This is a genomic window from Streptosporangium nanhuense (assembly GCF_059358815.1).
The window spans coordinates 607,035-630,569 of the sequence record NZ_JCADBG010000002.1 but is presented as its reverse complement, the minus strand read 5'-3'; the positions used below and the strand labels follow the sequence as shown (position 1 = coordinate 630,569).

General features: G+C 70.8%; 20 protein-coding genes. 10 read left to right on the top strand and 10 right to left on the bottom strand.

What is annotated here, in order from left to right:
• Window positions 1-42: 42 nt before the first annotated feature.
• The 4 genes from AC5L38_RS07535 to AC5L38_RS07520 all read right to left on the bottom strand — a co-directional run bounded on the left by AC5L38_RS07535 (window position 43) and on the right by AC5L38_RS07520 (window position 3,292).
• Window positions 43-354, bottom strand: coding sequence for a hypothetical protein (locus AC5L38_RS07535; protein ID WP_495242009.1), 312 nt, complete (start codon window positions 352-354; stop codon window positions 43-45).
• Window positions 351-728, bottom strand: coding sequence for a hypothetical protein (locus AC5L38_RS07530; RefSeq protein WP_495242008.1), 378 nt, complete (start codon window positions 726-728; stop codon window positions 351-353). The genes AC5L38_RS07535 and AC5L38_RS07530 overlap by 4 nt, the downstream gene beginning before the upstream one ends.
• A 370-nt stretch (window positions 729-1,098) precedes the next feature.
• Window positions 1,099-2,265, bottom strand: a complete 1,167-nt coding sequence (locus tag AC5L38_RS07525; protein ID WP_495242007.1) for a cellulose binding domain-containing protein — start codon at window positions 2,263-2,265, stop codon at window positions 1,099-1,101.
• Between the two features lie 406 nt (window positions 2,266-2,671).
• Entirely contained in the window at window positions 2,672-3,292 is a 621-nt protein-coding gene (locus AC5L38_RS07520) for a TIGR03086 family metal-binding protein (protein ID WP_495242006.1), read from the bottom strand.
• A gap of 98 nt (window positions 3,293-3,390) precedes the next feature.
• On the opposite strand from AC5L38_RS07520, the gene AC5L38_RS07515 reads away from it, so the two are divergent.
• Window positions 3,391-4,416 (top strand): helix-turn-helix transcriptional regulator, encoded by a 1,026-nt coding sequence (locus AC5L38_RS07515; protein ID WP_495242005.1) that lies wholly within the window; start codon window positions 3,391-3,393, stop codon window positions 4,414-4,416.
• A 161-nt stretch (window positions 4,417-4,577) separates the two neighbouring features.
• Here the strand turns inward: AC5L38_RS07515 and AC5L38_RS07510 are convergent, their stop codons facing one another.
• Window positions 4,578-5,579: a LacI family DNA-binding transcriptional regulator gene (locus AC5L38_RS07510; protein WP_495242004.1), complete on the bottom strand. Its 1,002-nt coding sequence runs from the start codon at window positions 5,577-5,579 to the stop codon at window positions 4,578-4,580.
• 223 nt (window positions 5,580-5,802) lie between these two features.
• Here AC5L38_RS07510 and arfA point away from each other — a divergent pair, with 223 nt between their 5' ends.
• From arfA to AC5L38_RS07490, 4 genes are read left to right on the top strand one after another with little or no spacing between them, the layout of a single operon-like run.
• A complete protein-coding gene (gene arfA / locus AC5L38_RS07505) occupies window positions 5,803-7,329 on the top strand; it encodes an arabinosylfuranosidase ArfA (RefSeq protein WP_495242003.1) in 1,527 nt (508 codons plus the stop codon).
• Window positions 7,330-7,333: 4 nt separating this feature from the next.
• Entirely contained in the window at window positions 7,334-8,674 is a 1,341-nt protein-coding gene (locus AC5L38_RS07500) for an extracellular solute-binding protein (RefSeq protein ID WP_495242002.1), read from the top strand.
• Window positions 8,671-9,612 (top strand): carbohydrate ABC transporter permease, encoded by a 942-nt coding sequence (locus AC5L38_RS07495; protein WP_495242001.1) that lies wholly within the window; start codon window positions 8,671-8,673, stop codon window positions 9,610-9,612. The genes AC5L38_RS07500 and AC5L38_RS07495 overlap by 4 nt, the downstream gene beginning before the upstream one ends.
• Complete coding sequence (locus AC5L38_RS07490) at window positions 9,609-10,445, top strand: carbohydrate ABC transporter permease (protein ID WP_495242000.1); 837 nt, start codon at window positions 9,609-9,611, stop codon at window positions 10,443-10,445. Before AC5L38_RS07495 ends, AC5L38_RS07490 begins: the two co-directional genes overlap by 4 nt.
• 155 nt (window positions 10,446-10,600) lie before the next feature.
• Here the strand turns inward: AC5L38_RS07490 and AC5L38_RS07485 are convergent, their stop codons facing one another.
• The 3 genes from AC5L38_RS07485 to AC5L38_RS07475 form a co-directional block, all read right to left on the bottom strand.
• Window positions 10,601-12,967 (bottom strand): tetratricopeptide repeat protein, encoded by a 2,367-nt coding sequence (locus AC5L38_RS07485; protein WP_495241999.1) that lies wholly within the window; start codon window positions 12,965-12,967, stop codon window positions 10,601-10,603.
• Between the two features lie 190 nt (window positions 12,968-13,157).
• The gene (locus AC5L38_RS07480) at window positions 13,158-13,361 is read right to left on the bottom strand and encodes a DUF397 domain-containing protein (RefSeq protein ID WP_495241998.1); all 204 of its coding nucleotides are present in this window, start codon (window positions 13,359-13,361) and stop codon (window positions 13,158-13,160) included.
• A 320-nt stretch (window positions 13,362-13,681) separates the two neighbouring features.
• Window positions 13,682-13,936 carry a Smr/MutS family protein gene (locus tag AC5L38_RS07475; protein ID WP_329093428.1) on the bottom strand — a complete coding sequence of 85 codons (255 nt, stop codon included), beginning with the start codon at window positions 13,934-13,936 and terminating at the stop codon, window positions 13,682-13,684.
• A gap of 493 nt (window positions 13,937-14,429) precedes the next feature.
• Between AC5L38_RS07475 and AC5L38_RS07470 the strand changes: the two genes are divergently transcribed.
• Entirely contained in the window at window positions 14,430-17,738 is a 3,309-nt protein-coding gene (locus AC5L38_RS07470; RefSeq protein ID WP_495241997.1) for a S8 family serine peptidase, read from the top strand.
• 112 nt (window positions 17,739-17,850) lie between these two features.
• On the opposite strand, the gene AC5L38_RS07465 is transcribed toward AC5L38_RS07470, so the two are convergent.
• A complete protein-coding gene (locus AC5L38_RS07465; protein WP_495241996.1) occupies window positions 17,851-18,279 on the bottom strand; it encodes a CBS domain-containing protein in 429 nt (142 codons plus the stop codon).
• Window positions 18,280-18,373: 94 nt separating this feature from the next.
• Window positions 18,374-19,573, bottom strand: coding sequence for a PucR family transcriptional regulator (locus AC5L38_RS07460; RefSeq protein ID WP_389907232.1), 1,200 nt, complete (start codon window positions 19,571-19,573; stop codon window positions 18,374-18,376).
• A gap of 183 nt (window positions 19,574-19,756) precedes the next feature.
• Between AC5L38_RS07460 and AC5L38_RS07455 the strand changes: the two genes are divergently transcribed.
• From AC5L38_RS07455 to AC5L38_RS07440, 4 genes are read left to right on the top strand one after another with little or no spacing between them, the layout of a single operon-like run.
• Entirely contained in the window at window positions 19,757-20,590 is an 834-nt protein-coding gene (locus AC5L38_RS07455) for an ABC transporter ATP-binding protein (RefSeq protein ID WP_495241995.1), read from the top strand.
• On the top strand, window positions 20,587-21,513 hold the full coding sequence (locus tag AC5L38_RS07450) for an ABC transporter ATP-binding protein (RefSeq protein WP_495241994.1): 927 nt from the start codon (window positions 20,587-20,589) through the stop codon (window positions 21,511-21,513). The genes AC5L38_RS07455 and AC5L38_RS07450 overlap by 4 nt, the downstream gene beginning before the upstream one ends.
• Complete coding sequence (locus tag AC5L38_RS07445) at window positions 21,510-22,400, top strand: branched-chain amino acid ABC transporter permease (protein ID WP_495241993.1); 891 nt, start codon at window positions 21,510-21,512, stop codon at window positions 22,398-22,400. The genes AC5L38_RS07450 and AC5L38_RS07445 overlap by 4 nt, the downstream gene beginning before the upstream one ends.
• Window positions 22,393-23,532, top strand: a complete 1,140-nt coding sequence (locus tag AC5L38_RS07440) for a branched-chain amino acid ABC transporter permease (RefSeq protein WP_495241992.1) — start codon at window positions 22,393-22,395, stop codon at window positions 23,530-23,532. The genes AC5L38_RS07445 and AC5L38_RS07440 overlap by 8 nt, the downstream gene beginning before the upstream one ends.
• Window positions 23,533-23,535 lie beyond the last annotated feature (3 nt).

Genomic DNA, 23,535 nt, shown 5'->3' with positions numbered 1-23,535 from the left:
GCGACGGGCGGCGCCTGTCCCGGAAGGCCGCGGGTCGAATGCCTACCAGGAGACCTCGATATCGCCGCCGAGGACCTTCGCGGAATTGGCGAGGCGCGCCTGGTTGAGCAGTTTGACGGTGTTCAACCGGTCACGATGGCGAGCGATGGTGTCGTTCTGGTATTCCGTGAGGGTCGCCTGCCGGACACCGTAGTAGTTCGTGTCCAGGCGGCACCCGGCGTCCGCGACCGCCGTGTCGATCTCCGCCCGCGTGCGGCGCGGCTTCTCGATGTGGTCGTCCTTCGCGGTCGACCCCCACCGCGGGTCGCCCACCGCGTCAAAGGTGGTCCGGTAGTCGAAGCCCTCCCCCTTCATGCAGTCGCTCCAGGCCCGCTCGGACGCCTCGTATCTCCTGTCCTTCCAGGCGAGGCCCGACGCGTCGCCGGCGAGAGCGGTTTCAGGTAGTTGCCGTTCTTCGGGTAGAAGATCGGTTCGGTGGAGGGTGCCTGGAAATCGAGCCCGAACCGCCGCATGCATTCCTTCACCAGCGCGAACCGGGCGCGCAGGACCTGGGCGCGATCCGTCGGGCCGAGTTCGTAGGCGTCCAGGGGGAGAGTGAGGTCCGAGGCCGTACGAGGTGTGGGTATGTCGGTCGCCGCGCTCGCGGAGCAGCCGGCGACGGCGAAGGCGACGGCGCACAACAGGGCCGGCGCGTGCCGGAGATTCACGAAGGTCGGCATCGAGATCATCGGCTGTTTGTATCCAACCGCGCGGAGGCGCGCCTGCCGAAGCACACAACTCGATATGACACGCAACTCGACATGGCATCGTCTCCGGTCCCATCGGCCGTGCGAAGCGCGGGGCACCGGCTCGCACAGGAGATCGCGCGGTGGCGCGACGGCCTGCCGGGACGAGGCGCGGGCGGAGGCCGTCCTTCCGCCGCACGCCACGAGTGTCTGAGGGCGGCGGCGGCGCACGGCCCTGGAGGCCCTGCCCGGGCCCGCGCGCGAGGTGATGCGAACCTATGCCGATCCCACCTCGCTGACCAGGCGGTCGACGAGCGTCATCACGCCGATGCCTTTGGTCCGGGCGGTGCCGCGTGGCACCGCCCGGACACGGTCAGCCGGTGGCGCAGGCCCTTCCGTTGAGGCCGAAGCCCACCGGGACGGGCGGGGGCCCGCCGCGGGAGGCGACGAACCCGACCTGCACCGTCGAGCCGGAGGGGATGACCTTGTTCCAGTGCTTGCTCACGGCGGTGAGACGTGAACCGGCCTGGGTCCAGTCAGCCGACCAGCCCGAGACGAGGCGCACGGCCGACGCCGGGTAGTCGACCGTCAGCGTCCAGCCGTCGATCGCGGTCGTGCCGGTGTTGCGCACGGTGATCTCAGCGGTCAGCACCGGACCCCCCGTCGTCGCGCGGTACGACACCGAGCACGACGGGCCGGGCGTCGGCGTCGGGGTCGGGGTCGGTGTCGGGAGACCTTCCCTGGCCAGGGCGGACAGCGGGTCGGACGGCGCGCTGAGGTTGCCGGCCGCGTCCCTGGCCACCACCACGTAGGTGTAGCGCTGCCCGGTGACCAGGCCGGTCTCGGTGAAGTGCAGGAAGCCGGGAGAGACCGTGCCGACCTTGGCGTAGGTCGTCGCGGTCTCCCGGTAGACGTCGTACGCCGTCACCGCCACGTTGTCGCTCGACGGCTGCCAGCAGAACGAGACGCCCCGGTAGTCCCACAGGCAGGGCTCGCTCAGGCCGGTCGGCCTGGACGGGGGCACGCGGTCGCCCGGCAGGGGGGTCGGCGAGGCGGTCGGGGTCATGCCGACCGTCGCGGACACCGTGATCAGGGTGGAGGGCGGGCTGACGTTCCCCGCAGCGTCCCTGGCCACGACGTACATCGTGTACGAGCGGTTCAGCTCGCCCGAGAAGCCGCCGATCGTGCCGGTCGTGGTGGAGGCGAGGACGAAACCGCCGACGTCCAGGCGGTACAGGTCATAGCCGACGACCCCCGTGTCGTCCGTCGAGGGACTCCAGCAGATGGAGGCGTAACCGGTCGGGGTGGAGGCGGCCGGCACCGGGCAGGACCGCGGTCCGGCGGGACGTGTCGGCGGGGTGGTGTCGTCGGCCGCCCCCGCCGGAACGGCCGCGTACGGGGCGTTCCCCACCGGGGCGACCGCGTACGGGGCACCCCTGGCCGGGACGGCGGCCAGGGCCGTCTCTCCGGCCGGGCCGATCACCGGTACGGCGACGAGTAATGCCAGGGTGAGAAGCCCCAAGGTGAGAAGAACAGCCATCAGGGATCGCCTGCCGAGTTGCATGATGCCCCTATCGAACCGCGTCGGCGTGTGACCCCCCGCAGGAATTGTGAATCATCTTCGGCACCCCCGTAAAGCAGCGGTCTCACCGGACGAGGAAAGCGCAGGTGGACGGCGCGGACGCCCCATTATGGCCGCATATACATTTCAGGTGGATCACGACCGGAAACGACCGCTATTGTCCCCGGTGTTCCGCGCCTTCAAATCCTCCCGGTCAACATATCCGGGCCTTTCACCACCGATTCTCGTCGCGAGGAGACAACCTGAGGAGAACCGGCCCGGGCCCGCGACATGAGACGACAGCGGTTCGGCGCGGGCCCGGCGGCCTGGAAGCGGGGAGGAAGAGGCAGGACCGTGACTCGTCCGGGGACCGGTCGCCGGATCGTCAGCGCGGGGTGCGGCCGAGATAGCGGAGCAGGTCGTCGACGACCGGGGTGGAGGAGGGAGCGCCGGCGGTCTCGACCACCGGCGCGTAGGCACCCCACTGGCGCAGCGGTTCGACGATCCCCCGCGCCGCGGCGAGAAGGTGGCCGGCGAGCTCGTCGTCGAGCGGGGACGGCCGGCCCGTGGCGATCGCGATGTCCCACGCGTGCACGGCGGCGTCGAGCGCGCACATCACCGCGGCGACCGGAGTGGGCAGGTCACCGTGCGGCAGCGGCGTCGGGACGGTCTCGGTGTCGTCGGCGACCGTCGCCCACGCCGCGGCGGTCCGCTCGACGGCGTCCTTCACCAGCTCCGCCGCGGTGCCGTCGACGGCTCCGGAAGGCGAGAAGGGGTCGTAGGCCGGGCCGGTCCCGATGCCGAGCATCTTCGCGTAGGCGAGCTGGTCGCCCGCGGCGTGCTGAACCACCTGGGTGACCGTCCACTCCGCGCACGGGGTGGCGTTGTCCCACTGGTCGTCCCGCACACCCGCGACGCTGTTCTCCAGCGCCAGGTAGGAGACGGCAAGCACCTCGCGCCAGACCGGCCGCAGGGAGGTGACGGTGGCGGGGGTGGTGGTGTTCATGATTTCGCCTTTCGATCTCTTCCTTGCCTGTGAGACCAATCTATGAGTCTATTAGGCTGCTTTCGTTCCTAATAATCACTCGGGATGAGAAGAAATCGATGGCTCCGACGACGACTCGGGTGCTGCGCCTGCTGTCCCTGCTGCAGGACCGGTCCCACACCGGCCGCGAGCTCGCCGAACGCCTCGGCGTCACCGGGCGCACCCTGCGGCAGGACGTCCAGCGCCTCCGCGAACTCGGCTATCCAGTGCACGCCGCGCGCGGCGCGGTGGGCGGATACCGGCTCGGGCAGGGCGCGAAGATGCCCCCGCTGCTGCTCGACGACGACGAGGCGGTGGCCGTGGCGCTCGCCGTCGGCCTGGCCGAGGACGGCTCCACCGGGATCGCCGACATCGACGCCAGCCTCAGCCGGGCGCTCGCCAAGCTCCAGCGGATCCTCCCCAAACGCCTGCAGCGCAAGGTGACCGCCCTTCGGTCGGCCACCGCGGTCGGGCCCGCCACGACCGGCTCCCGCGAGCCGGACGCCCCGGTGCCCGCCGAGACCCTCACCGTCGTCGCGGGCGCGATCCGCGACGGCGCGACCCTGCTCGCGACCCGCGCCGGCACCGAGACCGACGCAGAGACCGGCACAGAGACCGGCACAGAGACCGGCATCGAGGTGGAGGTGGAGGTGGAGCCCTACCGCCTGATCAGCTGGCGCCGCCGCTGGTTCCTGGTCGCCTACGACCTCGGCGCGCACGCCTGGCGGGCGCTGCCCGTCGCCGACCTGACCGGCGTCCGGGCCGCGTCCCGCCGCTTCGCGCCCCGCTCCCTGCCCGACGACGACCTGGTCGCCTTCGTCCTGCGCGAGGTCGCGCGGACCGGCTGGAAGGTGCACGCCCGCGTCACCGTCCTCGCCCCCGCCGAGACCGTGATCGCCCGCATCAACCCCGCCGTCGGCGTCGTTGAGGCCGTCGACTCCCACACCAGCGTCCTCGTCACCGGCGCCGACGCCCTGGAGACCGTCGCCGTCTACCTCAGCATGCTGATGATGGACTTCCGCGTCGACGGCCCACCCGAACTGGTCGCCCACATCCGCACCCTCGCCCGCCGCTACACCGAAGCCCTCGACGGGCAGGCCCGGTGACACGGGCCCGTCGCGCCCAGGAGGAGGACGGGCCGTCTCCTCCTGGGCTCGCGGATCTGGGAACCCTGCGCTACGTCCACACCGTCCTCGGAACCCGGCCCGGGTCCTTTACAACGTAGATTCACAACCGGGCCGTCGCCACGAGGACGACCGAACGCCGGTCACCGCCCGACGGTGCTCTCCCTGACCATGAGCCGGTATCCCGCGCCCACCTCCTTCGGGGCACGGTCGGCGGGGCCGTCGATCCGCTCCTTGAGCAGGCCCACCGCGGTCCGGGCCAGCTGGGCCTTGTCGGGGGCGACCGTGGTCAGGGTCGGGGTGCTGAAACGGCCGTCCTCGATGTCGTCGAGGCCGGCCAGCGCGACGTCCTCGGGCACCCGCAGGCCGGCGGAGAGAATGGTCCGCATGGCGCCCAGCGCCAGCAGGTCGTTGAAGCAGAAGACCGCGTCGGGCGGTTCGGCGCGCGCCAGCAGCGCGGCCATCGCCGCCGCCCCCTGGTCCCTGCGGTAGCGCTCGACCGTGGCGACCGTCTCGGGCAGCCCGTGGGCGGCCATGGCCTCGCGGTACCCGGCGAGGCGGAGCGGGGCGGTGCCGCTGGCCGCGTTGTCCTCGGCGCCCAGCGCGGCGACGCGGGTGCGGCCGAGCCCGATCAGGTGCTCGGTGACGTCGCGCGCCGCCCGTACGTTGTCGATCGCCACGTGGTCGGCGGGGCCGTCGTGGATCCGCTCGCCCAGCAGCACGAGCGCGGTGGCGTCGGTGCGCGCCGCCAGCTCGTCGGCGCCGATGGCGATGGGGCTGAGGATCACCCCGTCCACCCGGTGGTCGCGGACCCCGTCGAGGATGCGCCGCTCCCGCTCCAGGCTGCCGTCGGTCTGCTCGATGACCACCAGCCACCTCAGCTCGGCCGCGGCGTCGATGACGAACCTGGACAGCTCGGCGAAGTAGGGGGCGTCGAGCTCGGGCAGCGCCAGGGCGATCACGCCGGTGCGCCCCTGGCGCAGGCTCCTGGCCGACAGGTTGGGCCGGTACTCCAGCTGGGAGAGCGCCTCCTCGACCTTGGCCCGTGTCACGGGCGACACGTGGGCGTACCCGTTGACGACGTTGGAGACGGTCTTCACCGACACCCCCGCCAGGCGCGCGATGTCACGCAGGCTCGCTCCCACCCGCTCCCCCATTCCCGCCGCGCTCTCCGCCGCACGACGCCGTCCGGCGCCGCGCTCTCCGCCGGCCGACCCAGCCCGGCCGACGCTCCACAGACCGTACGAGATCCGATTCCGACGATCGTAACGCCCCGGTATCGACTTCCGAAGCGACTGTTTACAACGTTGAAACAACGTTGTAGAAACCCCGTACCACGAAATGTCGCATTAACAGAGAGGTCGTGTCTTGGCGACCACCGCCCGTCTCACCCTGGACCCCGCCTTCCGGATCGGCCCGGTGGAGCCCCGGCTCTTCGGTTCCTTCGTCGAGCACATGGGCCGCTGCGTCTACACCGGCGTCTTCGAGCCAGGCCACCCGCTGGCCGACGCCGACGGCCTGCGCGCCGACGTGCTGGAGCTGACCCGCGAGCTCGGGGTGACGCTGGTGCGCTACCCGGGGGGCAACTTCGTCTCCAACTACCGCTGGGAGGACGGCGTCGGCCCCGTCGAGGAACGGCCGGCCCGGCTGGACCTCGCCTGGCGGAGCCTGGAGGGCAACGGCTTCGGACTCAACGAGTTCATGGCCTGGGCCGCCAAGGCCGGGGTCGAGCCGATGATGGCGCTCAACCTCGGCACCAGGGGGGTGGCCGAGGCGCTGGAGCTGGTCGAGTACACCAACTACCCCGGCGGCACGCGCCTGTCGGACCTGCGCCGCTCGCACGGCGTCGACAAGCCGCACGACGTGCGGCTGTGGTGCCTGGGCAACGAGCTGGACGGCCCGTGGCAGATGGGACACAAGACCGCCGCCGAGTACGGCCGGCTCGCCGCCGAGACCGCGCGGGCCCTCAAGCGCTTCGACGGCGGCCTGTCGCTGGTGGCCTGCGGCAGCTCCAACAGCGGCATGCCGACGTTCGGCGCCTGGGAGGCCGAGGTGCTGGAGGCGACGTACGAGATGGTCGACTACATCTCGCTGCACGCCTACTACGACCCCTCCGACGGCGACGCCGACTCCTTCCTCGCCAGCGGCGCCGACATGGAGCACATGATCCGCTCGATCACGGCCACCGCCGACCACGTGGGCGCGAAGCTACGCAGCGGGAAGCGGATCAGGCTCTCCTTCGACGAGTGGAACGTCTGGTACCAGAGCCGCTTTCCCGGCGAGTCGTCGCTGGACTGGGAGGAGCGCCCGCGGCTGATCGAGGACACCTACGACGTGACCGACGCGGTGGTGGTCGGCAGCCTGCTCATCACGCTGCTGCGCAACACCGACCGGGTCGGCGTCGCCTGCCAGGCTCAGCTGGCCAACGTGATCGCCCCGATCAGGACCGAGCCGGGCGGCCCGGCGTGGCGGCAGAGCATCTTCCACCCGTTCGCGCTGACCGCGCGGCACGCCCGCGGCCAGGTGCTGCGGGTGGAGCCGGAGTGCGAGGTGATCCCGACCGCCAAATACGGGGAGGCGCCCGCGATCTGGGCGACCGCCACGCACGACGAGGCGACCGGCGAGCTGACGCTGTTCGTGGTCAACCGCGACCGGCACGGCCCGTGCGCGCTGGAGCTCACGCTGCCGGAGGGGCTGCGGCCGGTGGAGCACCTGGAGCTCACCGACGACGACCTGTCGGCGGTCAACTCCGCCGACGCGCCCGACCGTGTCGTCCCCCGGCCGGGCGCCGGCCCGCGCCTGGAGGGCCGCCGCGCCTTCCTGAACCTCTCACCCGTCTCATGGAACATCGTCCGCTTCGCTCCCCTTTCCCCGCAGGATTCCCCCCAGGAGTAGGAACATGACCAGTCCCCTGTCCCGCCGCTCGTTCATGGGCCTGACCGGCGCCGCCGGTCTCACCGCCGCGCTGGCCGCCTGCGGCGGCGGCACCAAGCTCGGATCCGGCGCCTCCTCCCCGGCCTCGGCCGCGCCGACCTTCTCCGGCGGGGAGTACTCCGGCCCCAAGGTGACCCTGGACTACTGGAACGGTTTCACCGGCGGCGACGGCCCGCACATGCGGACCATGCTGGAGGCGTTCAACAAGGAGTACGCCGGCCGCATCGAGGTCCGCAACGTCACCCGGCGCTGGGAGGACCTCTACCCGGCCATGCCTACGGCCATCACCGCGGGCAAGGGCCCGGACGTGGCGGTCATCCACAACGACTGGATCGGCACCTTCGCCACCCGCAAGACGCTGATCCCGCTGGACGACGTGGTCGGCGCGCTGAAGCTCAGCGAGTCCGACTTCATCCCCGCCGTGTGGAACGCCGGGATCTACGACGGCAAGCGCTACAGCGTCCCGCTGGACGTGCACAGCCTGGCCGACTACTGGAACGCCTCCCACCTGGAGAGGATCGACCTCGACGACGCCCCCGCCGACAGGGCCTCCTACGAGGACGCCCTGGGCAGGCTCAAGCAGGCCGGGATCGAGAACCCGTTCTGGATGCCCAGCAAGTGGCCGGCCCACCTGATGTTCATGAGCCTGCTCTGGCAGTTCGGCGGCGAGCTCTACAGCGAGGACGGCGCGAACGCGCTCTGGGGCTCCGAGGCGGGCGCCAAGGCCCTGGGCTGGATGGTCGAGCAGATCGACAAGGGCCTCAGCCCGGCCAAGGTCGCCCAGGACAGCCAGTACGCCGCCTTCAAGAACGACAAGGTCAGCTTCACCTGGGACGGCATCTGGCAGATCAACGACCTGAAGACCAACGCCAGGTCGCTGAAGTGGGGCATGTCCCCGATCCCGAACATCGGCGGCACGGCCGCGGCCTGGGCCTCCTCGCACAACTTCGTGATGACCTCCCAGGCGGGCAAGGACCCGAACAAGGTCCAGGCGGCCAAGTTCTTCATCGACCACATCAGCCGCCAGTCCACCGAGTGGGCCAAGGCCGGGATGATCCCCGCGCGCAACTCCGCCCGCCAGGACCCCGCGATCGCCGACCTGCCGCAGATCAAGATGGCCTCCGACGTCAACATCTTCCGCTTCCTGCCGCCGCTGCCCGGCGTCGGCGACGTGCAGTCCAAGGCGTTGGAGCTCGCCGTCGCCAAGGCCGTGCTGAAGCAGGCGTCCCCGGCCGACGCGCTGAAGGAGGGCGTGGCGTCCGCCGACAAGCTGCTCGCCGCCAACAAGCGGAAGTACGAGAAGTGAGCCTGCTCGCCGAGCGGAAGGGCCGGTCCCCCGCCGCCGGGGACCGGCCTCCAGCCAACGGGGTCACGCCCAGGATGCGGCCCTGGACGCCGTACGCCTTCCTCGCCCCCTACCTCGCGCTGTTCGCCGTCTTCATGCTGCTGCCGATCGGCTTCGGGTTCTGGACCAGCCTGCACGAGTGGGACATCAACCTCCCGGACAAGCCGTTCGTCGGGCTGGAGAACTACGCCGAGCTGTTCGACCCGGCCAGCGTGGACGGCTCGCGGTTCTGGACGGCCATGCGGGCCACCGGCGTCTTCACCGTCGCGTCGGTGCCGCTGCTCATCGTGCTTCCCCTGCTGGTCGCACTGCTGATGAACGGCCGCTTCGCGGGGCGCAACGTCTACCGCGCCGTCTACTTCGCGCCGTACGTGCTGGGCGTGGCGGTCGTCGGGTTCGTCTGGCAGTTCCTGCTGGACGGCAACATCGGCCTGGTCAACCACTACCTCGGCCTGGACGTGCAGTGGACCACCGACGTGCCGCCCGCCTGGGTCGCCCTCGTGGGCGTGACGGTCTGGTGGACACTCGGCCTGAACTCGGTCATCTTCCTCGCCGGGCTCCAGGACATCCCGCGCGAGCTGCACGAGGCCGCGATGGTCGACGGCGCCTCCGCCTGGCAGCGGTTCCGGGCGGTGACCCTGCCGGGGCTGCGGCCCGTCACGGTGTTCGTGGTCAACGCCACGATCCTGGCCTCGGCCAACATGTTCGGCCAGTCCTACCTGATCACCCGCGGCGCCCCCGCCGACCAGACGAAGACCGCGATCTACCTCATCGCCGAGACCGGCCTGCGCCAGTTCGACATGGGCACCGCGTCCGCGATGAGCTTCATCCTCGCCGCGTTCCTGATGGCGGCCAGCGCCCTGGTCTTCGGCGCCTTCAGAGACAGGAGCGGGCGATGACCCTCGACACCCGGCGGCTGCGGCGCTCCCTGCTGCACCTCGTCCTGGCGGTGATCGCGGCGCTCTACCTGAGCCCGCTGGTCTACATGTTCTCCACCTCGTTCAAGACCCGCGAGGCGGCGGGGGCCACCGAGCCGCAGTGGATCCCGGACCCGCCCTCCCTGGACGCCTACCGGGAACTGCTCGGCAGCGCCGACAGCCCGATCATGACCTGGTTCGTCAACAGCCTCGCCGCCGCCACCGGCCACGCGGCCCTGGTCCTGGTCACCGCCGCGCCTGCCGCGTACGCGCTCGCCCGGCTCCGCTTCCGCGGCCGGAACACGATCTTCGCGACGGTCGTGGCGACGCTGTTCGTGCCGCCGGTGGTACTGCTGATCCCCAACTTCCTCATCGTCAACGAGCTCGCCTGGGTGGACAGCCTGCCGGCGGTGATCGTCCCTGCGGCGGCCGGAGCGTTCGGCGTGTTCTTCCTGCGGCAGTTCTTCGTCACCCTGCCCGGCGAGCTGGAGGAGGCCGCCGAGCTGGACGGCTGCAACCGGTGGCAGATCTTCACCACCATCGCACTCCCGCTGGCCCGCCCGGCGCTGGTCACGCTGTTCCTGCTGTCCTTCCTGACCAACTGGAACGACTTCCTGTGGCCGATCTTCGTACTGCTCAGCCCCGAGTCCCTCACCCTCCCGTCGGGCCTCGGCAACTTCCAGAGCGCCAACAGCATCCGCTACGACCTGCTGATGGCCGGTGCGGTGATCGCCAGCCTGCCGGTGATCGTGCTCTACCTCGTCGCCCAGCGCTGGGTCATCGAGGGCATCTCCCGCTCGGGCCTGAAGGGGTGAACGAACCGGCCGGCGGCAGGCTCTCGCCGCCGCCCGCCGCCCGCCGCCCGCCACTCGCCCGGAGCGCGAGGGCGCCGTCGCGGTCACCGGCCCGCTCCTCGGCGGCAAACGGTCCCGGACGAGTCCCCGGAGCCGTTGCGACCGAGTACGGGAGATCAGGAACGCTCCTCGGGATCGCCGGCCCAGGAGGCGAGCCTGGCGCGAGCCTTCTCGGTGTCCGAATGTTCGGGACCCAGCGTGTCCTCCAGCACGGGAAGCAGTGTCGCGAGCTGGTCTCGCGCCGCGATCGTGTCTCCCGCCAGCCCCGTCCAAAGGGCGAGTTCGCTCCGGGTGGTCAAGGTGGCGGCGTGCTCCGGGCCTGAGAGTCGCTCGTGCACCGATACCAGCGCCGCGAACTGGTCTCGTGCCGCAGCCGCGTCTCCCGCCTCCCCTGTGAATTGAGCAAGGAAACCTTGATAGAGCAATGTGTCCGGGTGCTCGGGGCCCAGCACCTGCTCCATCACCGGCACCAGCGCCGACAGCTGGTCTCGCGCCGCAGCCGCGTCCCCCACGAATCCGGTCCAGCGATTGAGGTCATCGCGGGCCCTCAACGTGTCCGGGTGCTGCGGGCCCAGCACCTGCTCCATCACCGGCACCAGCGCCGACAGCTGGTCTCGCGCCGCAGCCGCGTCCCCCGCGAACCCGGTCCAGCGAGCAAGGTTGCTGCGGGCCCTCAACGTGTCCGGCTGCTCGGGGCCCAGCACCTGCTCCATCACCGGCACCAGTACCGCGAACTGGTCTCGCGCCGCAACTACTTCGCCGGCCCACGCCGTGAAGAAAGCAAGTCTGACTCGGGCGGTCAGGGTGTCCGGGTGTTCGGAGCCCAGCGTGTCCTGCATGGCGGTCACCCGCTGTTGCTGCACGGCGCGGGCGGTCTGCCAGTCGCCGCTACTGTCCAGATAGGCGAGGACGGCCGCCATGCCGGGCGACTCGGGGGCCAGGACGGCACGGGCGTGGGGCAGTAGGCAGGCGTAGAGCGTCCGGGAGGAGATGGCCTTCGGATCGGCCGGTAGCGCGGCCTCCAGCAGGTCGGCCGCGACGGCACGGGTGCCGGAACGCTCGTCGTCGGACAGTTCGGCCCAGGTGACAGCCTGGACCAGGCGGTGGACGCTCACCTCCTGGCCGTCCACCGAGCGGCTGACCATGCTGTAGGAGGTCAGCAGCCCCAGTGCCTCGGCGACCGCCACCTCGTCGGTGTCGTCCAGCCCGTACAGCACCTGGCACGGCAGGCGGTCGGGCGCGTAGCAGGCCAGCAGCCGTAGCAACCGGATGGCCAGCGGGTTGGTCTGCTCGATGCGGGCGCTGGTCACCGCCCAGGTGTGGGCGACGATCTGCTGGGCGTCTCGCCGCCGGTGAGGGGTAGCTGCCAGGACGCGCTGCGGGGTGGTGCGCAGCAGGTGCAGGTAGCGAGGCAAGTCCATGCCGGGGGTGGCGGCGATGTAGGAGCCGGCCTGCTTGAGCGCCAGCGGCAGATCCCCCACCTCCTCGGCCAGTTCCGCAGCGAGCCTCTCATCCCATACGGTCGCGTCGCCGATGGTCTGTGCCAGCAGCCGCACCGCCTCGGGGCGCGGTAGAACACCCAGATGTAGCACGGTCGCCATCTCCTGCCAGCCGATGTCGCGCCGACTCGTGATCACTACGTGTCCGGTGTGCAGCCGCCCCAGATAGGGCTGCACGTCCTCGATGTCCTCGACGTTATCGAACACCACCAGCCACTCGGAGTGCGCGCCCAGCCAGGCCAGCACCCAGGCGACGGCCTCCTCGGTGGGAACTTGAGCAGCGGCGGTCGCCGAAGTCGCCGCGCACAGTGCCCTGCACAACCCTGCCAGACCCGCCTGAATGTTGTCAGGCCCTTCGGCGTCGACCCACCACACCAGCCGGTAGGCATCGCGGTGGCGAGTGGCGTACTGCAGGGCCAGCTCGCTCTTGCCGACACCGCCCAGTCCCATCACCACCTGAGTGATCACCCCGGGACCGTCTTTCAACGCCTGGCCCAGCGTCTCCAGCATGTCCTCGCGACCGACGAACACCGTCGACGGCCGACGCGGCAACCCGACCACCCCGTCGGCGGGCACCTCGGCCACCGGCGGAATGGCCTGCCGGGCTGAGGGCACCGTGACCACCGGCACCTGTACCAGGCCGGTCGTCCGGGTAGCGGCGGGTTGTGCCCCGGCCGTCTCTTCCGGGGGGATCGGCGACGGAGGCGGCGAGGGGAGAGTTGGAGCACGTAGCTGGGCCAGGAGGGCCGCTCCGGCGACGAGGAAGCCGGCGATGCCGACGAACATGCTGATCACGCTGGCCCGTTTGTCCAGCACGTCCAGCACGTCGGTGGACACCCACGGCAGGTCGGCGAAGAACCCGACCAGTCCGACGACCAGCAACGTGGTCGAGACGGCCACCGCCGTCACCACTCCTCGGCGACCGCGGAAACGACCATGCGGAGGAGCGTGGCGGCGAGACGGCGAGGAGGAGGGGATTGTCACAGTTTTGAGACTGCCGACAAAATAGCCTCAACGCACTTACCATCGATTAACGGCCGCCCTGATTGCTCCAAATGAATCGACCAATAGCGCGGCCCGAGTCCGTGCGGAAGCCTGGACGCGAAGCGTGTGCCGTCGCCGGTCTGGCTCCTTCAGGGGTCACCGGTCGTGCGGCTCCGGCGACAGGAACCGGTCAGATGTTTCCGGCCTGGATGTCGTCGAGGAAGCTTCTCCAGGCGGCCGGGGTGAAGGACAGCACCGGGCCTGAACGGTCCTTGCTGTCGCGAACGGCGACGAGGCCGGGGAGGTTGGTGGCGACCTCGACGCAGCTGCTGTTGCCGCCACCGCTGAAGCTGGACTTGCGGAACTCGGCCGCGGACAGGTCAGGGGAGATCATGTTCACTCCTCACCGCGGCGACGAGCTCCGCGGGCTTCTCGGGGATAGACACGCGCCAGCAAGGTGCTTGAGAAACAGCTTAACCTCGCGCACCTGATCGAGTACCGCGACATGACCTCCTCGCCTGGATTTCCCATATCACGGCCGAGGTGCGGGGCCGGGGGCTGTGGCCTGGTCGTCGCTCAGCAGCGGGGACACTCTCGTGCCATCCGGCCAAGCGCCTCGGGATCGCCCGCGGTTCAACGAGACCGGCTGAGACGAGAAAGCCGGGTTCACAGGCGGTTCAGGGCAGGTCTCCGCGGGTCGGGGAGTCCTCTTTCCTACTTGTATCGGAAGTAGACGAAGAGGCGGCCGTGGTTCTTGGCGTCCTTGTCGATGCGGTGGTAGAGGGCCTTGATCTCCTTCTGCTCCAGGAAGCGCAGGACCTTCTTCTTCAGCTGGCCCGAGCCCTTGCCGGGAATGATCTCGACCTCGGTGGCCTTCTTCCTGATCGCCTCGTCGATGATGCCCCGCAGCGCCTTGTCGATCTCCCCGCCCTTGTTGTAGAGGGGGTGCAGATCCAGCTTGAGCTTCAACCGGGCCTCCCGCGTGTCAGGTGAGGACAGTTTACGCGGGACGGGCGGCCTCACCTTCTGGGCCGCCTCACCTTCTGGGCCGCCTCACCTTCTCCCTGCCGCCCCGGCCTTCGAGGCAGGCCTCAGCGATCACGTCCCACGGTCACAGCCGCCGCGATCTCACATCACTCCGGTACGGAGAAGGCCCGGAGCCGCCGACCTCGGGGAGACCGGAAGGTCGGCCGAGTCTGCCATCAAATATGACTAATTCCGACGATGATTGTGTCAATTTAATGATCTATGCAAACAAATGGTCTCTAGTTAGGCTCCCTGTCATGATCGGCCGCCTTTACCGGGTGGCCGATCGCGCGTCACCCACCGGGGAGGGTCACGGCCTCGCGGCATGCCCTGCCCCGGGCGCGCGAGCGACCTCCCTCCCCGCGGCGTAGCGGTTCATGTGTGCCTACAGGAGGTCTCGTTGGCCAGGAAGCCCTACTTACCGAGGATCAGGCGCGTGGCGGTACTCGCCGCCGGCGTCGGGCTCGTCGCGGCGATGGCGCCGCCGGCGAGCGCGGATCCCACCCCCACCCCCACGCCGTCCACCAAGTGGACGGCGACTCCCCTGACCGGGGGTGAGCCGGTCCAGGGCGCGAAGTCCCCCACCGGCAAGCTCGCCCGGAGTGACGAGGGGCTGTTGAAGTCGACCTCGGGCGCCACGGTCAACGTGATGGTCAAGCTCGACTACGACTCCTTCGCCGCCTACCAGGGCGGCCTCGACGGGCTTCCCGCGACGAGCCCGGCGAAGACAGGAAAGGCCCTCGACCTCAAGAGCGGCGACGCGAAGAAGTACCAGCAGCACATCGAGGACGTCGAGAACACCTTCCTCGCCGAGCTGGCCAGGAACGTGCCAGGCGCCAGGGCGGGACAGAAGCTGCGGACCGTCTACGGCGGCATCGCGCTGCGCGTTCCCGCCAACAAGGCCGCCGCGCTGCTGAAGCTCCCCGGTGTGGCCGCCGTCCAGGAGGACAAGCCCGAGCAGCTGCTGACCGACTCCAGCCCCGCGTTCATCGGGGCGCCTGCGATCTACAACAAGCTGGGCGGCAGCTCCTCGTCGGGCAAGGGCGTCATCGTCGGCATCCTGGACTCCGGCGCCTGGCCCGAGCACCCCCAGTTCGCCGACCCCGGCACGCTGCCCGCCGCGCCCGCGACCAAGGACGGCACGCCGCGCGTCTGCGACTTCGGCGACAACCCGCTGACCCCGGCCGCCGACCCGTTCGTCTGCAACCGGAAGATCATCGGCGGCGCCCCGTTCCTGGACACCTACAACGCGAACGTCGGCGGCGAGACCTTCCCCGACAGCGCCCGCGACTCCAACGGCCACGGCACCCACACAGCCACGACCTCGGCGGGCGGCCCGGTGGCCGACACGAACCCGCTCGGCATCAGCCGGGGACCGATCCACGGCATCGCCCCGGCGGCGCACGTGTCGGTCTACAAGGTCTGCGGCCAGGCCGGCTGCTACCCCTCCGACTCCGCCCAGGCGGTGGGCCGGGCCATCCTCGACGGCGTCCGGGTGATCAACTTCTCGATCTCCGGCGGCACCTCCCCCTACAGCGACCCGGTTGAGCTGGCCTTCCTCGACGCGTACTCGGCGGGCGTGCTCGTCTCGGCCTCGGCGGGCAACGCCGGCCCCGGCGCGGCGACCGTCAACCACGTCAGCCCGTGGGTGACCACGGTGGCGGCCTCCACGCAGACCAGGACCTTCCAGTCGACGATCACGCTGTCCGGTTCCGGCGGCGCGACGGCCACGCTGAAGGGCGCCTCCATCACCCCGGGCGTCGCCTCCGCGCTGCCGGTGGTGCAGGCCTCGGCGCCGCCGTACTCCAACCCGCTCTGCACCACGCCGGCTCCCGCCGGCCTGTTCACCGGGAAGATCGTCGTCTGTCAGCGCGGTCCCGACCGGGTCCTGAAGGGCTTCAACGTCCGGCAGGGCGGCGCGGCCGGGATGATCCTGTACAACGCCACCCCGCTCGACGTGATGACGGACAACCACTGGCTCCCCTCCGTCCACATCGACAAGCCCGAAGGGGACGCCCTGCTGGCGTTCCTGACGGCCAACCCGGGCGCGACGGCCTCGTTCACCCAGGGCACCAAGGCCACCTGGCAGGGCGACGCGATCACCACGTTCTCCTCGCGCGGCCCCGGCGGCGACTTCCTCAAGCCGGACGTCACCGCCCCCGGCCTGCACATCCTGGCCGGTCAGACGCCGTTGCTGGAGGGTCCGGCCGGTGGTCCCCAGGGCAACCTGTACCAGGTCATCTCGGGCACCTCGATGTCGTCGCCGCACGTCGCGGGCTCCGCGGCCCTGCTGTTCGCGCTGAACCCGACCTGGACCCCGGGCCAGGTGAAGTCCGCGCTGGAGACGACGGCCAAGACCTCGGTCACCAAGCAGGACCGCGTCACCCCGGCCGACCCGTTCGACACCGGCGGCGGGCGCGTCGACCTGACCAAGGCCGGCGACCCCGGCCTGACCCTGGACGAGACCGGCGAGAACTTCACCGCCTCGGCCGACGACCCGCTCAACCGCATCGACCTGAACCTGCCGTCGGTGAACGCCCCGATCATGCCGGGACTCATCACCGCCAAGCGGACGTTCACCAACGTCACGAACAAGACGCTCACCTTCACCGCCACGGGCACGACCGTGAGCGGCGCGAACATCACGGTGCTGCCGCCGCTGTTCAGCGTGAAGGCGGGCAAGAGCGTCAAGCTCAGCGTGGTCATCACCGCGCCCGACCTGCCCGAGGGCCAGTACTTCGGCCAGGTGAACCTCAAGCAGGTGGGCGGCTCGCGCAACCTGCACCTGCCGGTCGCGTTCGTCCGCAAGGAGGGCGCCATCCCGGTGGACCAGACCTGCGCACCGGCCACCATCCCGCGCAACACCGGCGAGTCCACCTGCACGGTCACCGTGCAGAACGACACCCTGGAGAACGCCGAGGTCACGGCGGTCAGCACGCTCGACGGCAGGCTGCGCCTGAACTCGGTGACCGGCGCCACCAAGGTCGGCTCCCAGATCGCGACGACGAAGACCACGCTCGCGGCCAGGCAGCCGGACAGGCCGGGCATCGCCCCGGGCACCGGCCCCGCGCCGTACCTGCCGCTCGACGCCTTCGGCATCGCGCCGACGCCGATCGGCGACGAGCAGGCGCTCAACTTCACCGTGCCCCCGTTCCAGTACGCGGGAAACACCTACAACAGGATCGGCATCGTCTCCAACGGCTACACGATCGCCGGGGGAAGCTCGGGCTCGGCCGACGTCTCCTACCAGCCGCAGACCCTGCCCGACCCCGCGACCCCGAACAACGTGCTCGCCCCCTACTGGACCGACCTGGACGGCACCGGCGCGCCGGGCGTCTACGTCGGCACGCTGACCGACGGCGTGAGTGACTGGCTCGTCGTCGAGTGGCGGGTCAACGTCTACGGCACGAACTCCACGAAGGTCTTCCAGCAGTGGATCGGCCTGAACGGGACCGAGGACATCACCTACACCTACGACCCTGACAACCTGCCCGGCGATCCCCCGGCGGGCTACGGCCTCACCGTGGGCGCCGAGAACGCCGACGGCACCGCGGGCGGTCAGATCACCGGCCCGCCGACCGAGGACCTGCGCGTGTCCAGCACGCCCGGCGCCCCGGGAGGCAGCCTGAGCTACACGATGAAGATCAAGGGCGTCAGCCCCGGGGTCGGCACGGTGACCACGGGCACGTCGACACCGCAGGTCAAGGGCCTGACGATCGAGGTGGACCGGATAACCGTGCAGTAGTGACGACGCGATGGGCCCGGCGCGCCGCGCCGGGCCCATCCGTGCTCACGACCTCGGGCCCTGTGCGTGACCTCGGCCCCGTCCGGGCTCACGATCTCGAACCCGTCCGGGCTCAGCGGTGGAGATAGTCGACCAGGTGGGCCTTCTCGGTCTCCAGCGCCTCGATGGAACTCTTGACCACGTCGCCGATGCTCACGATCCCGACCAGCCGGCCGGAGCTCACGACCGGCACGTGCCGGATGCGGTGCGTGGTCATGGTCTGGCGGAGGTCGTCGACGTCGGCGTCCGGCGGGCAGGTGCGGACCTCGGTCGTCATGATCGACGACACCGGGGCGTCCAGCACGCCGGCCCCGCGGTCGTGCAGCCGCCGCACGACGTCACGCTCGGAGACGATGCCCGAGATGGACGTGCCGTCCTCGGACACCACCACGGCACCGATGTTCTTCTCGGCCAGAACGGCCAGAAGCTCGGTGACCGTCGCGTCCGGGCGGACGGTCGCCACCTCCGCTCCCTTGCCTTGCAGAATCGTACCGATCAGCATTGACACCACCTCGGTTCAGCCTGGCGCGGGTATCCCACTCCTCTGCCCCTTTGTGCCACACGCTAAGCACCGGAAAAGGCAAAGGGTGTGACTGTCAGGTAACGGGCAGCAGCCGTACCGCGTCAAGGGCCAGGGTCAGTTCCACGATGTCGAGCGGGCGCGCGAGCGAGCGGCCGGTGAGCTGCTCGATGCGGCGGATGCGGTTGAAGACCGTGTTGCGGTGGCAGTACAGCTGCCCCGCGGCGCGCATGGCCGAGCCCTCGCACCGCAGCCACGCCTCCAGGGTGCCCAGGAGCACCTCCCGGTCGGCCTGGTCGAGGGCGAGGATGGGCCGCAGCACAGCGCCGCTGAGGTGACCGGCGAGCTCGGGCTGGCTGACCACCAGCGCGGCGGGCAGCCTGTCCTCCAGCCTGGCGATCTCCGGGCCCTCGCCCACGCAGGTCCGCAGGGCCAGCTCGGCGAGCCGCCTGGCACGGCCCAGTTCCGCCAGTCCCTCGACGACCGGGCTGATCCCCGCGCATCCGGTGACGTGCGGGCGGAGCTCCTCGGCCAGGTCGTCCATGTTCGCGTCGTGCAGCAGCACGACCGACACCTCGTAGTCGGGGCGCATCCGCCACAGCAGGCGCATCACGCCCAGGGCGGTCGGCCGGGGGGCGTCGTCGCCGTGGTCGTGGCGGCCGGGCAGCCGGGTGATGACGACGGCGTACCGGCCCAGTTCGGGCAGGTCGAGCCCGGCGGCGGCGCTGCGGACGAGGGCGGCGTCGACCCGGTCCTCCAGGAGCGCGTCGAGCAGGGCCTGGACCCTCTCGGCTGTGCGGCCGAACATCTCGGCCTCCCGTCTTCGGTAGGCCTCGGCGGCGGCGATCGCCTGCCTGTCGATGGCGTGCCACACCTTCGTGGCACTGCGGAGCAGGACCGGCAGGCTGTCTGATTCCTCTTCCGCGACCACGTCGATGAGACCGTCCCACATCACCTGGGCGGAGAGCCGGTAGCTGCGCAGCAGGGAGTCCATGGGCAGCCCCTGCTCGGCCCTGCGCCGGGCGGTCTTCTCCGCCTGCGGCAGGTCACACCGTTCGGAGCGGGGCAGCAGGATGGCGCCGATACCGTCCCGCATCGCCTCGTAGACGCTCTGCCAGTGGTCGTCGGTGGGGACCATTCGCCGGTACGCCTCGTCGGTGTCACGGATCTTCGCGACGAGCTCGTCGGTGAGCTCCGGAAGCCTCCGCAGCAGCCTGCGGGCGGCCAGGCGCATGATCCTGCGTACTTCGTCGTCCGTAACCGGCCGGGTCCCCATCTGGGGATCGTGACAGCAAGGAACCTAGCCGAACAAGGTTCTGTTCTGTTTCGTGATCCGGGGTTGTGCGCGCGCACAACCGGCACCCGTCCCGCATGGGCGCCCGCCCCGACTTCACCCGGCCCTCTGGACGCCGGTGAAGCGCCTCGGTTGGGTGCGTTCATCGGCTGTCAGGAGGCACACATGGACGTGCACGACCCTCGCCCGCCCGGAGATTCCGGGCTGGTCGTCAGGGATCTGGCGGTGAGTTACGGCCCGGTCCTGGCCCTGCGGGGTGTCTCGCTGGACGTCCCGCGCGGTTCGGTCGTCGCGGTGCTCGGCGGCAACGGCGCGGGAAAGTCGACCCTGCTGCGCGCCGTGTCGGGCACCCTCAGGTTCCACCGGGGCGGGATCACCGCCGGCGAGGTCGGTTTCGGCGGTACGCGGCTGTCCGGCGTCGCCACCTCGGCCGTGGTGGCCAGGGGCGTCGTCCAGGTGCCCGAGGGGCGCAGGGTCTTCGCGCGGATGACGGTGGAGGAGAACCTGAGGGCCGGAGCCCTCGGCGCGCCCGACCGCCGGACGGCGGCCGAGGCGAGGGAGGGCGTGCTCGCGCTCTTCCCCGTGCTCGCCGAACGCGCCGGGCAGCGCGCGGGCCTGCTGTCCGGGGGCGAGCAGCAGATGCTCGCCATCGGCCGCGCGCTGATGGCCAGGCCGAGGATGCTGCTGCTGGACGAGCCCACCCTGGGTCTCGCGCCGATGATGGCCGCGAAAATCGCCGACACCATCCGCGAGATCAACGCCGGGGGGACCACGGTGCTCCTGGTGGAGCAGAACGCCGCCATGGCCCTGTCCCTGGCCTCGCACGCCTACGTGCTGGAGGTCGGCGAGGTGGTGCTGTCGGGACCGGCCGCCGAGCTCGCCGCGAGCGACGAGGTGCGCCGCCGCTACCTGGGCATCGAGGACCCGGTCCCGGCCGTCCCGGGCTCTTCGGAGAGCGCGGGGACCGCCCGTCCGGCGCTGGCGAGGTGGTCCGCGTGAGTGATACATACCAACCGGACGGTACGAGTACTTCCGTTCCCCGGCTCGATGTGCGTGACGTCACCGTGCGCTTCGCCGGGCTCACCGCGCTGGACGCCGTCGGCTTCAGCGTCGAGCCCGGCAGCGTCCACGCGGTGATCGGGCCCAACGGGGCGGGCAAGTCGACCTGCTTCAACGTCCTGTCGGGCGTCTACCGGGCCACCTCGGGCAGCGTGCGGTTCGGCGACGCGGAGCTGACCTCCCTGGCCCCGCACCGCATCGCCGCCCTGGGCGTGGCGCGCACCTTCCAGAACATCGCCCTGTCGCCGCGCCTGTCGGTGCGGGACAACCTGATGCTCGGCCGCCACCGGCTGACCCGCGCCGGGTTCGTCTCGGCCGGGCTGCGGCTGCCGTCGGCCCGGCGCGAGGCGGCCGCGCACGACGAGCGGGTGACCGAGATCGCGGCGTTCGTCGGGCTCTCCGAACGGCTGGCCACGCCCGTCGGGCTGCTGCCGTACGGCGTGCAGAAGCGCGTGGAGCTGGCGCGGGCCCTGTGCATGGAGCCCCGGCTGCTGCTGCTGGACGAGCCGGTCGCCGGCATGAACGGCGGCGAGCGCCGCGACATGGCCGAGCTGATCGTCGCGGTGCGGGAGAGCCTCGGCATCTCGATCCTGCTGGTCGAGCACGACATGGGGATCGTCATGCGGCTCGCCGACGCGGTGACGGTCCTCGACTTCGGCAGGCGCATCGCGGACGGGCCCCCCGGCGAGGTGCAGAACGACCCCGAGGTGGTCCGCGCCTACCTGGGCGCGGCGGCGGAGAGCACCCCGGCCACGGACACCCTGGTCGAGGACGCGCTCGCCGACAGCGCGAAAGACGGAAACGCCGGGAAGGCCGGGAAGGCCGGGAAGGCCGTGGGCAAGGACGAGGAGGTCGCTTCGTGATCACTTTTCTCGAACTCCTGGTGAACGGGATCTCCGTCGGGGCCGTGTACGCGCTGATCGCCCTGGGGTTCGTCATCATCTTCAAGGCGACCGAGGTGGTGAACTTCGCGCACGCCTCGCTGCTGCTGGTCGGCGGCTTCATCGTGGCCAAGATGCATCCCTCGGTCGGCTTCTGGACCGCCCTGCTGATGGGCGTCGCCGGGGCGGCCGTGGTGGGCGCCCTCATCGAGTTCCTGATCATCCGCAGGGCGAACGTCGCCTCGCACAGCGTGCTGGCGATCGTGACGATCGGCGTCGACATCGTGCTGACGACCGAGCTGACCAGGCAGATCGGCACCGACGTGCTCGCCCTGGGCGATCCGTGGCACGACCGGGTGCTGCACCTGGGAGCCGTCAGCGTCGCCCAGACCCGGGTGGTCGCGTTCGCCGTCGCGGCGGCCCTGATCACCGCGTTCCTGCTGGCGTTCAAGTACACGAACTGGGGCATCGCCATGCGCGCCACCGCGGAGGACGCGGAGACCGCGGCGCTGATGGGCGTGCGGCGCGGGCGGGTGTCGATGGGGGCCTGGGCGGTCGCCGGGGCGCTCGCCGCCGTCGCCGCGCTCTTCCTGTGCGTCTTCCCCACCCCGGGGCTGGACCGCAGCACCACGTTCGCGGCGATGAAGGCGTTCCCCGCGGCGATCCTCGGCGGCCTCGACTCCACCACGGGGGCGCTGGCCGGGGGGCTGATCATCGGCATCACCGAGGCCATGATGAGCGGCTACCAGAACGACCTGGCCTTCCTCGGCCGGGGCATCGGCGACGTCGCGCCGTTCCTCGTGATGATCATTGTCCTGCTCATCCGCCCCGCGGGGCTGTTCGGGACGAGGGAGCTGGCACGTGTCTAAGAAGGTCATCCTCTCCTGCGTCGCGCTGGTCGCGGCGGCGATCGCCGTGCCGTTCTACCTGGAGGGCTTCTGGCTGCAGGCCGGGCTCTTCGCGATGTCGGCGGCGATCGGCGCGATCGGCATCAACCTGCTGACCGGCGCCACCGGCCAGCTGTCCATGGGCCACGCGTTCTTCCTCGCGGTCGGCGCGTACGCCTACGTCTACTTCGGCTCCGAGCCGGAGGGCGGCGCGCACGCCCTCGGCGGCCTGGGCCTGCCCACGCCCGTCGCGGCGCTGCTCGCGGTGCTCACGGCGGGCGTCGCGGGCGGGTTGTTCAGCCCCATCGCGGGACGCCTGAAGGGCGCCTACCTCGGCATCGCCACCCTCGCGCTGATCTTCGTCGGCCAGCACGTGCTGTTCAACGCCGAACCCGTGACGGGCGGCTACAACGGGCGCGTGGTGCCGCCGATGGAGCTGTTCGGGTTCACCTTCGCCGACACCCCCGAGCTGGTGGTGGCGCAGGTGCCGTTCGGGGCGCTGGAACGGCTCTGGTTCCTCGGGCTGATCCTGCTGACCGGCGCGGCGCTGTTCGCCCGCGGGGTGCTGCGCGGCCGTCCCGGGCGGGCCATGAACACCATCCGCGACCACGAGATCGCGGCCGGGGTGCTCGGGGTGCCGGTGGCCCGCTACCGCGCCGGGGTGTTCGTGCTGTCGTCGATGTACGGCGGCCTGGCCGGGGTCCTGATCGCGCTGGTCTTCCAGCGCACCGTGCCCGACTACTTCGGCCTGCTGCTCTCCCTCGACTACCTCGCGATGATCATCATCGGCGGGCTCGGCTCCGTCGCGGGCGCGGTGATCGGCGCGATCTTCATCTCGATGCTCCCCCAGCTGCTCAGCCGCTACAGCGACGCCCTGCCGCTGGTGGCCGAGCCGGGCTCGGGCGGGGTGTCGCCCGCCGAGGCGGCCCGCATCCTGTACGGCGCCGCCGTCGTCGTGGTCGTCCTCTTCCTGCCCGGCGGGCTGCTCGGCCTCGCCGGGCGCCTGCGCCTGGCCGTCGACCGCCGCCTCACCCCCGCCTCCGCTCGCCAGGCCTCCGCGGCTTCCGCAGTGACAAAGACCCCGCTGTCCCCCTCCCCCGACACAAGGAACTGATGA

Bases quoted from the DNA above. Each gene is read 5' to 3' on its own strand.
- AC5L38_RS07535 (WP_495242009.1), bottom strand. From the start codon at position 354: ATGAAGGGGGAGGGCTTCGACTACCGGACCACCTTTGACGCGGTGGGC.
- AC5L38_RS07530 (WP_495242008.1), bottom strand. From the start codon at position 728: ATGATCTCGATGCCGACCTTCGTGAATCTCCGGCACGCGCCGGCCCTG.
- AC5L38_RS07525 (WP_495242007.1), bottom strand. From the start codon at position 2,265: ATGGCTGTTCTTCTCACCTTGGGGCTTCTCACCCTGGCATTACTCGTC.
- AC5L38_RS07520 (WP_495242006.1), bottom strand. From the start codon at position 3,292: ATGAACACCACCACCCCCGCCACCGTCACCTCCCTGCGGCCGGTCTGG.
- AC5L38_RS07515 (WP_495242005.1), top strand. From the start codon at position 3,391: ATGGCTCCGACGACGACTCGGGTGCTGCGCCTGCTGTCCCTGCTGCAG.
- AC5L38_RS07500 (WP_495242002.1), top strand. From the start codon at position 7,334: ATGACCAGTCCCCTGTCCCGCCGCTCGTTCATGGGCCTGACCGGCGCC.
- AC5L38_RS07490 (WP_495242000.1), top strand. From the start codon at position 9,609: ATGACCCTCGACACCCGGCGGCTGCGGCGCTCCCTGCTGCACCTCGTC.
- AC5L38_RS07480 (WP_495241998.1), bottom strand. From the start codon at position 13,361: ATGATCTCCCCTGACCTGTCCGCGGCCGAGTTCCGCAAGTCCAGCTTC.
- AC5L38_RS07465 (WP_495241996.1), bottom strand. From the start codon at position 18,279: ATGCTGATCGGTACGATTCTGCAAGGCAAGGGAGCGGAGGTGGCGACC.
- AC5L38_RS07460 (WP_389907232.1), bottom strand. From the start codon at position 19,573: ATGGGGACCCGGCCGGTTACGGACGACGAAGTACGCAGGATCATGCGC.
- AC5L38_RS07455 (WP_495241995.1), top strand. From the start codon at position 19,757: ATGGACGTGCACGACCCTCGCCCGCCCGGAGATTCCGGGCTGGTCGTC.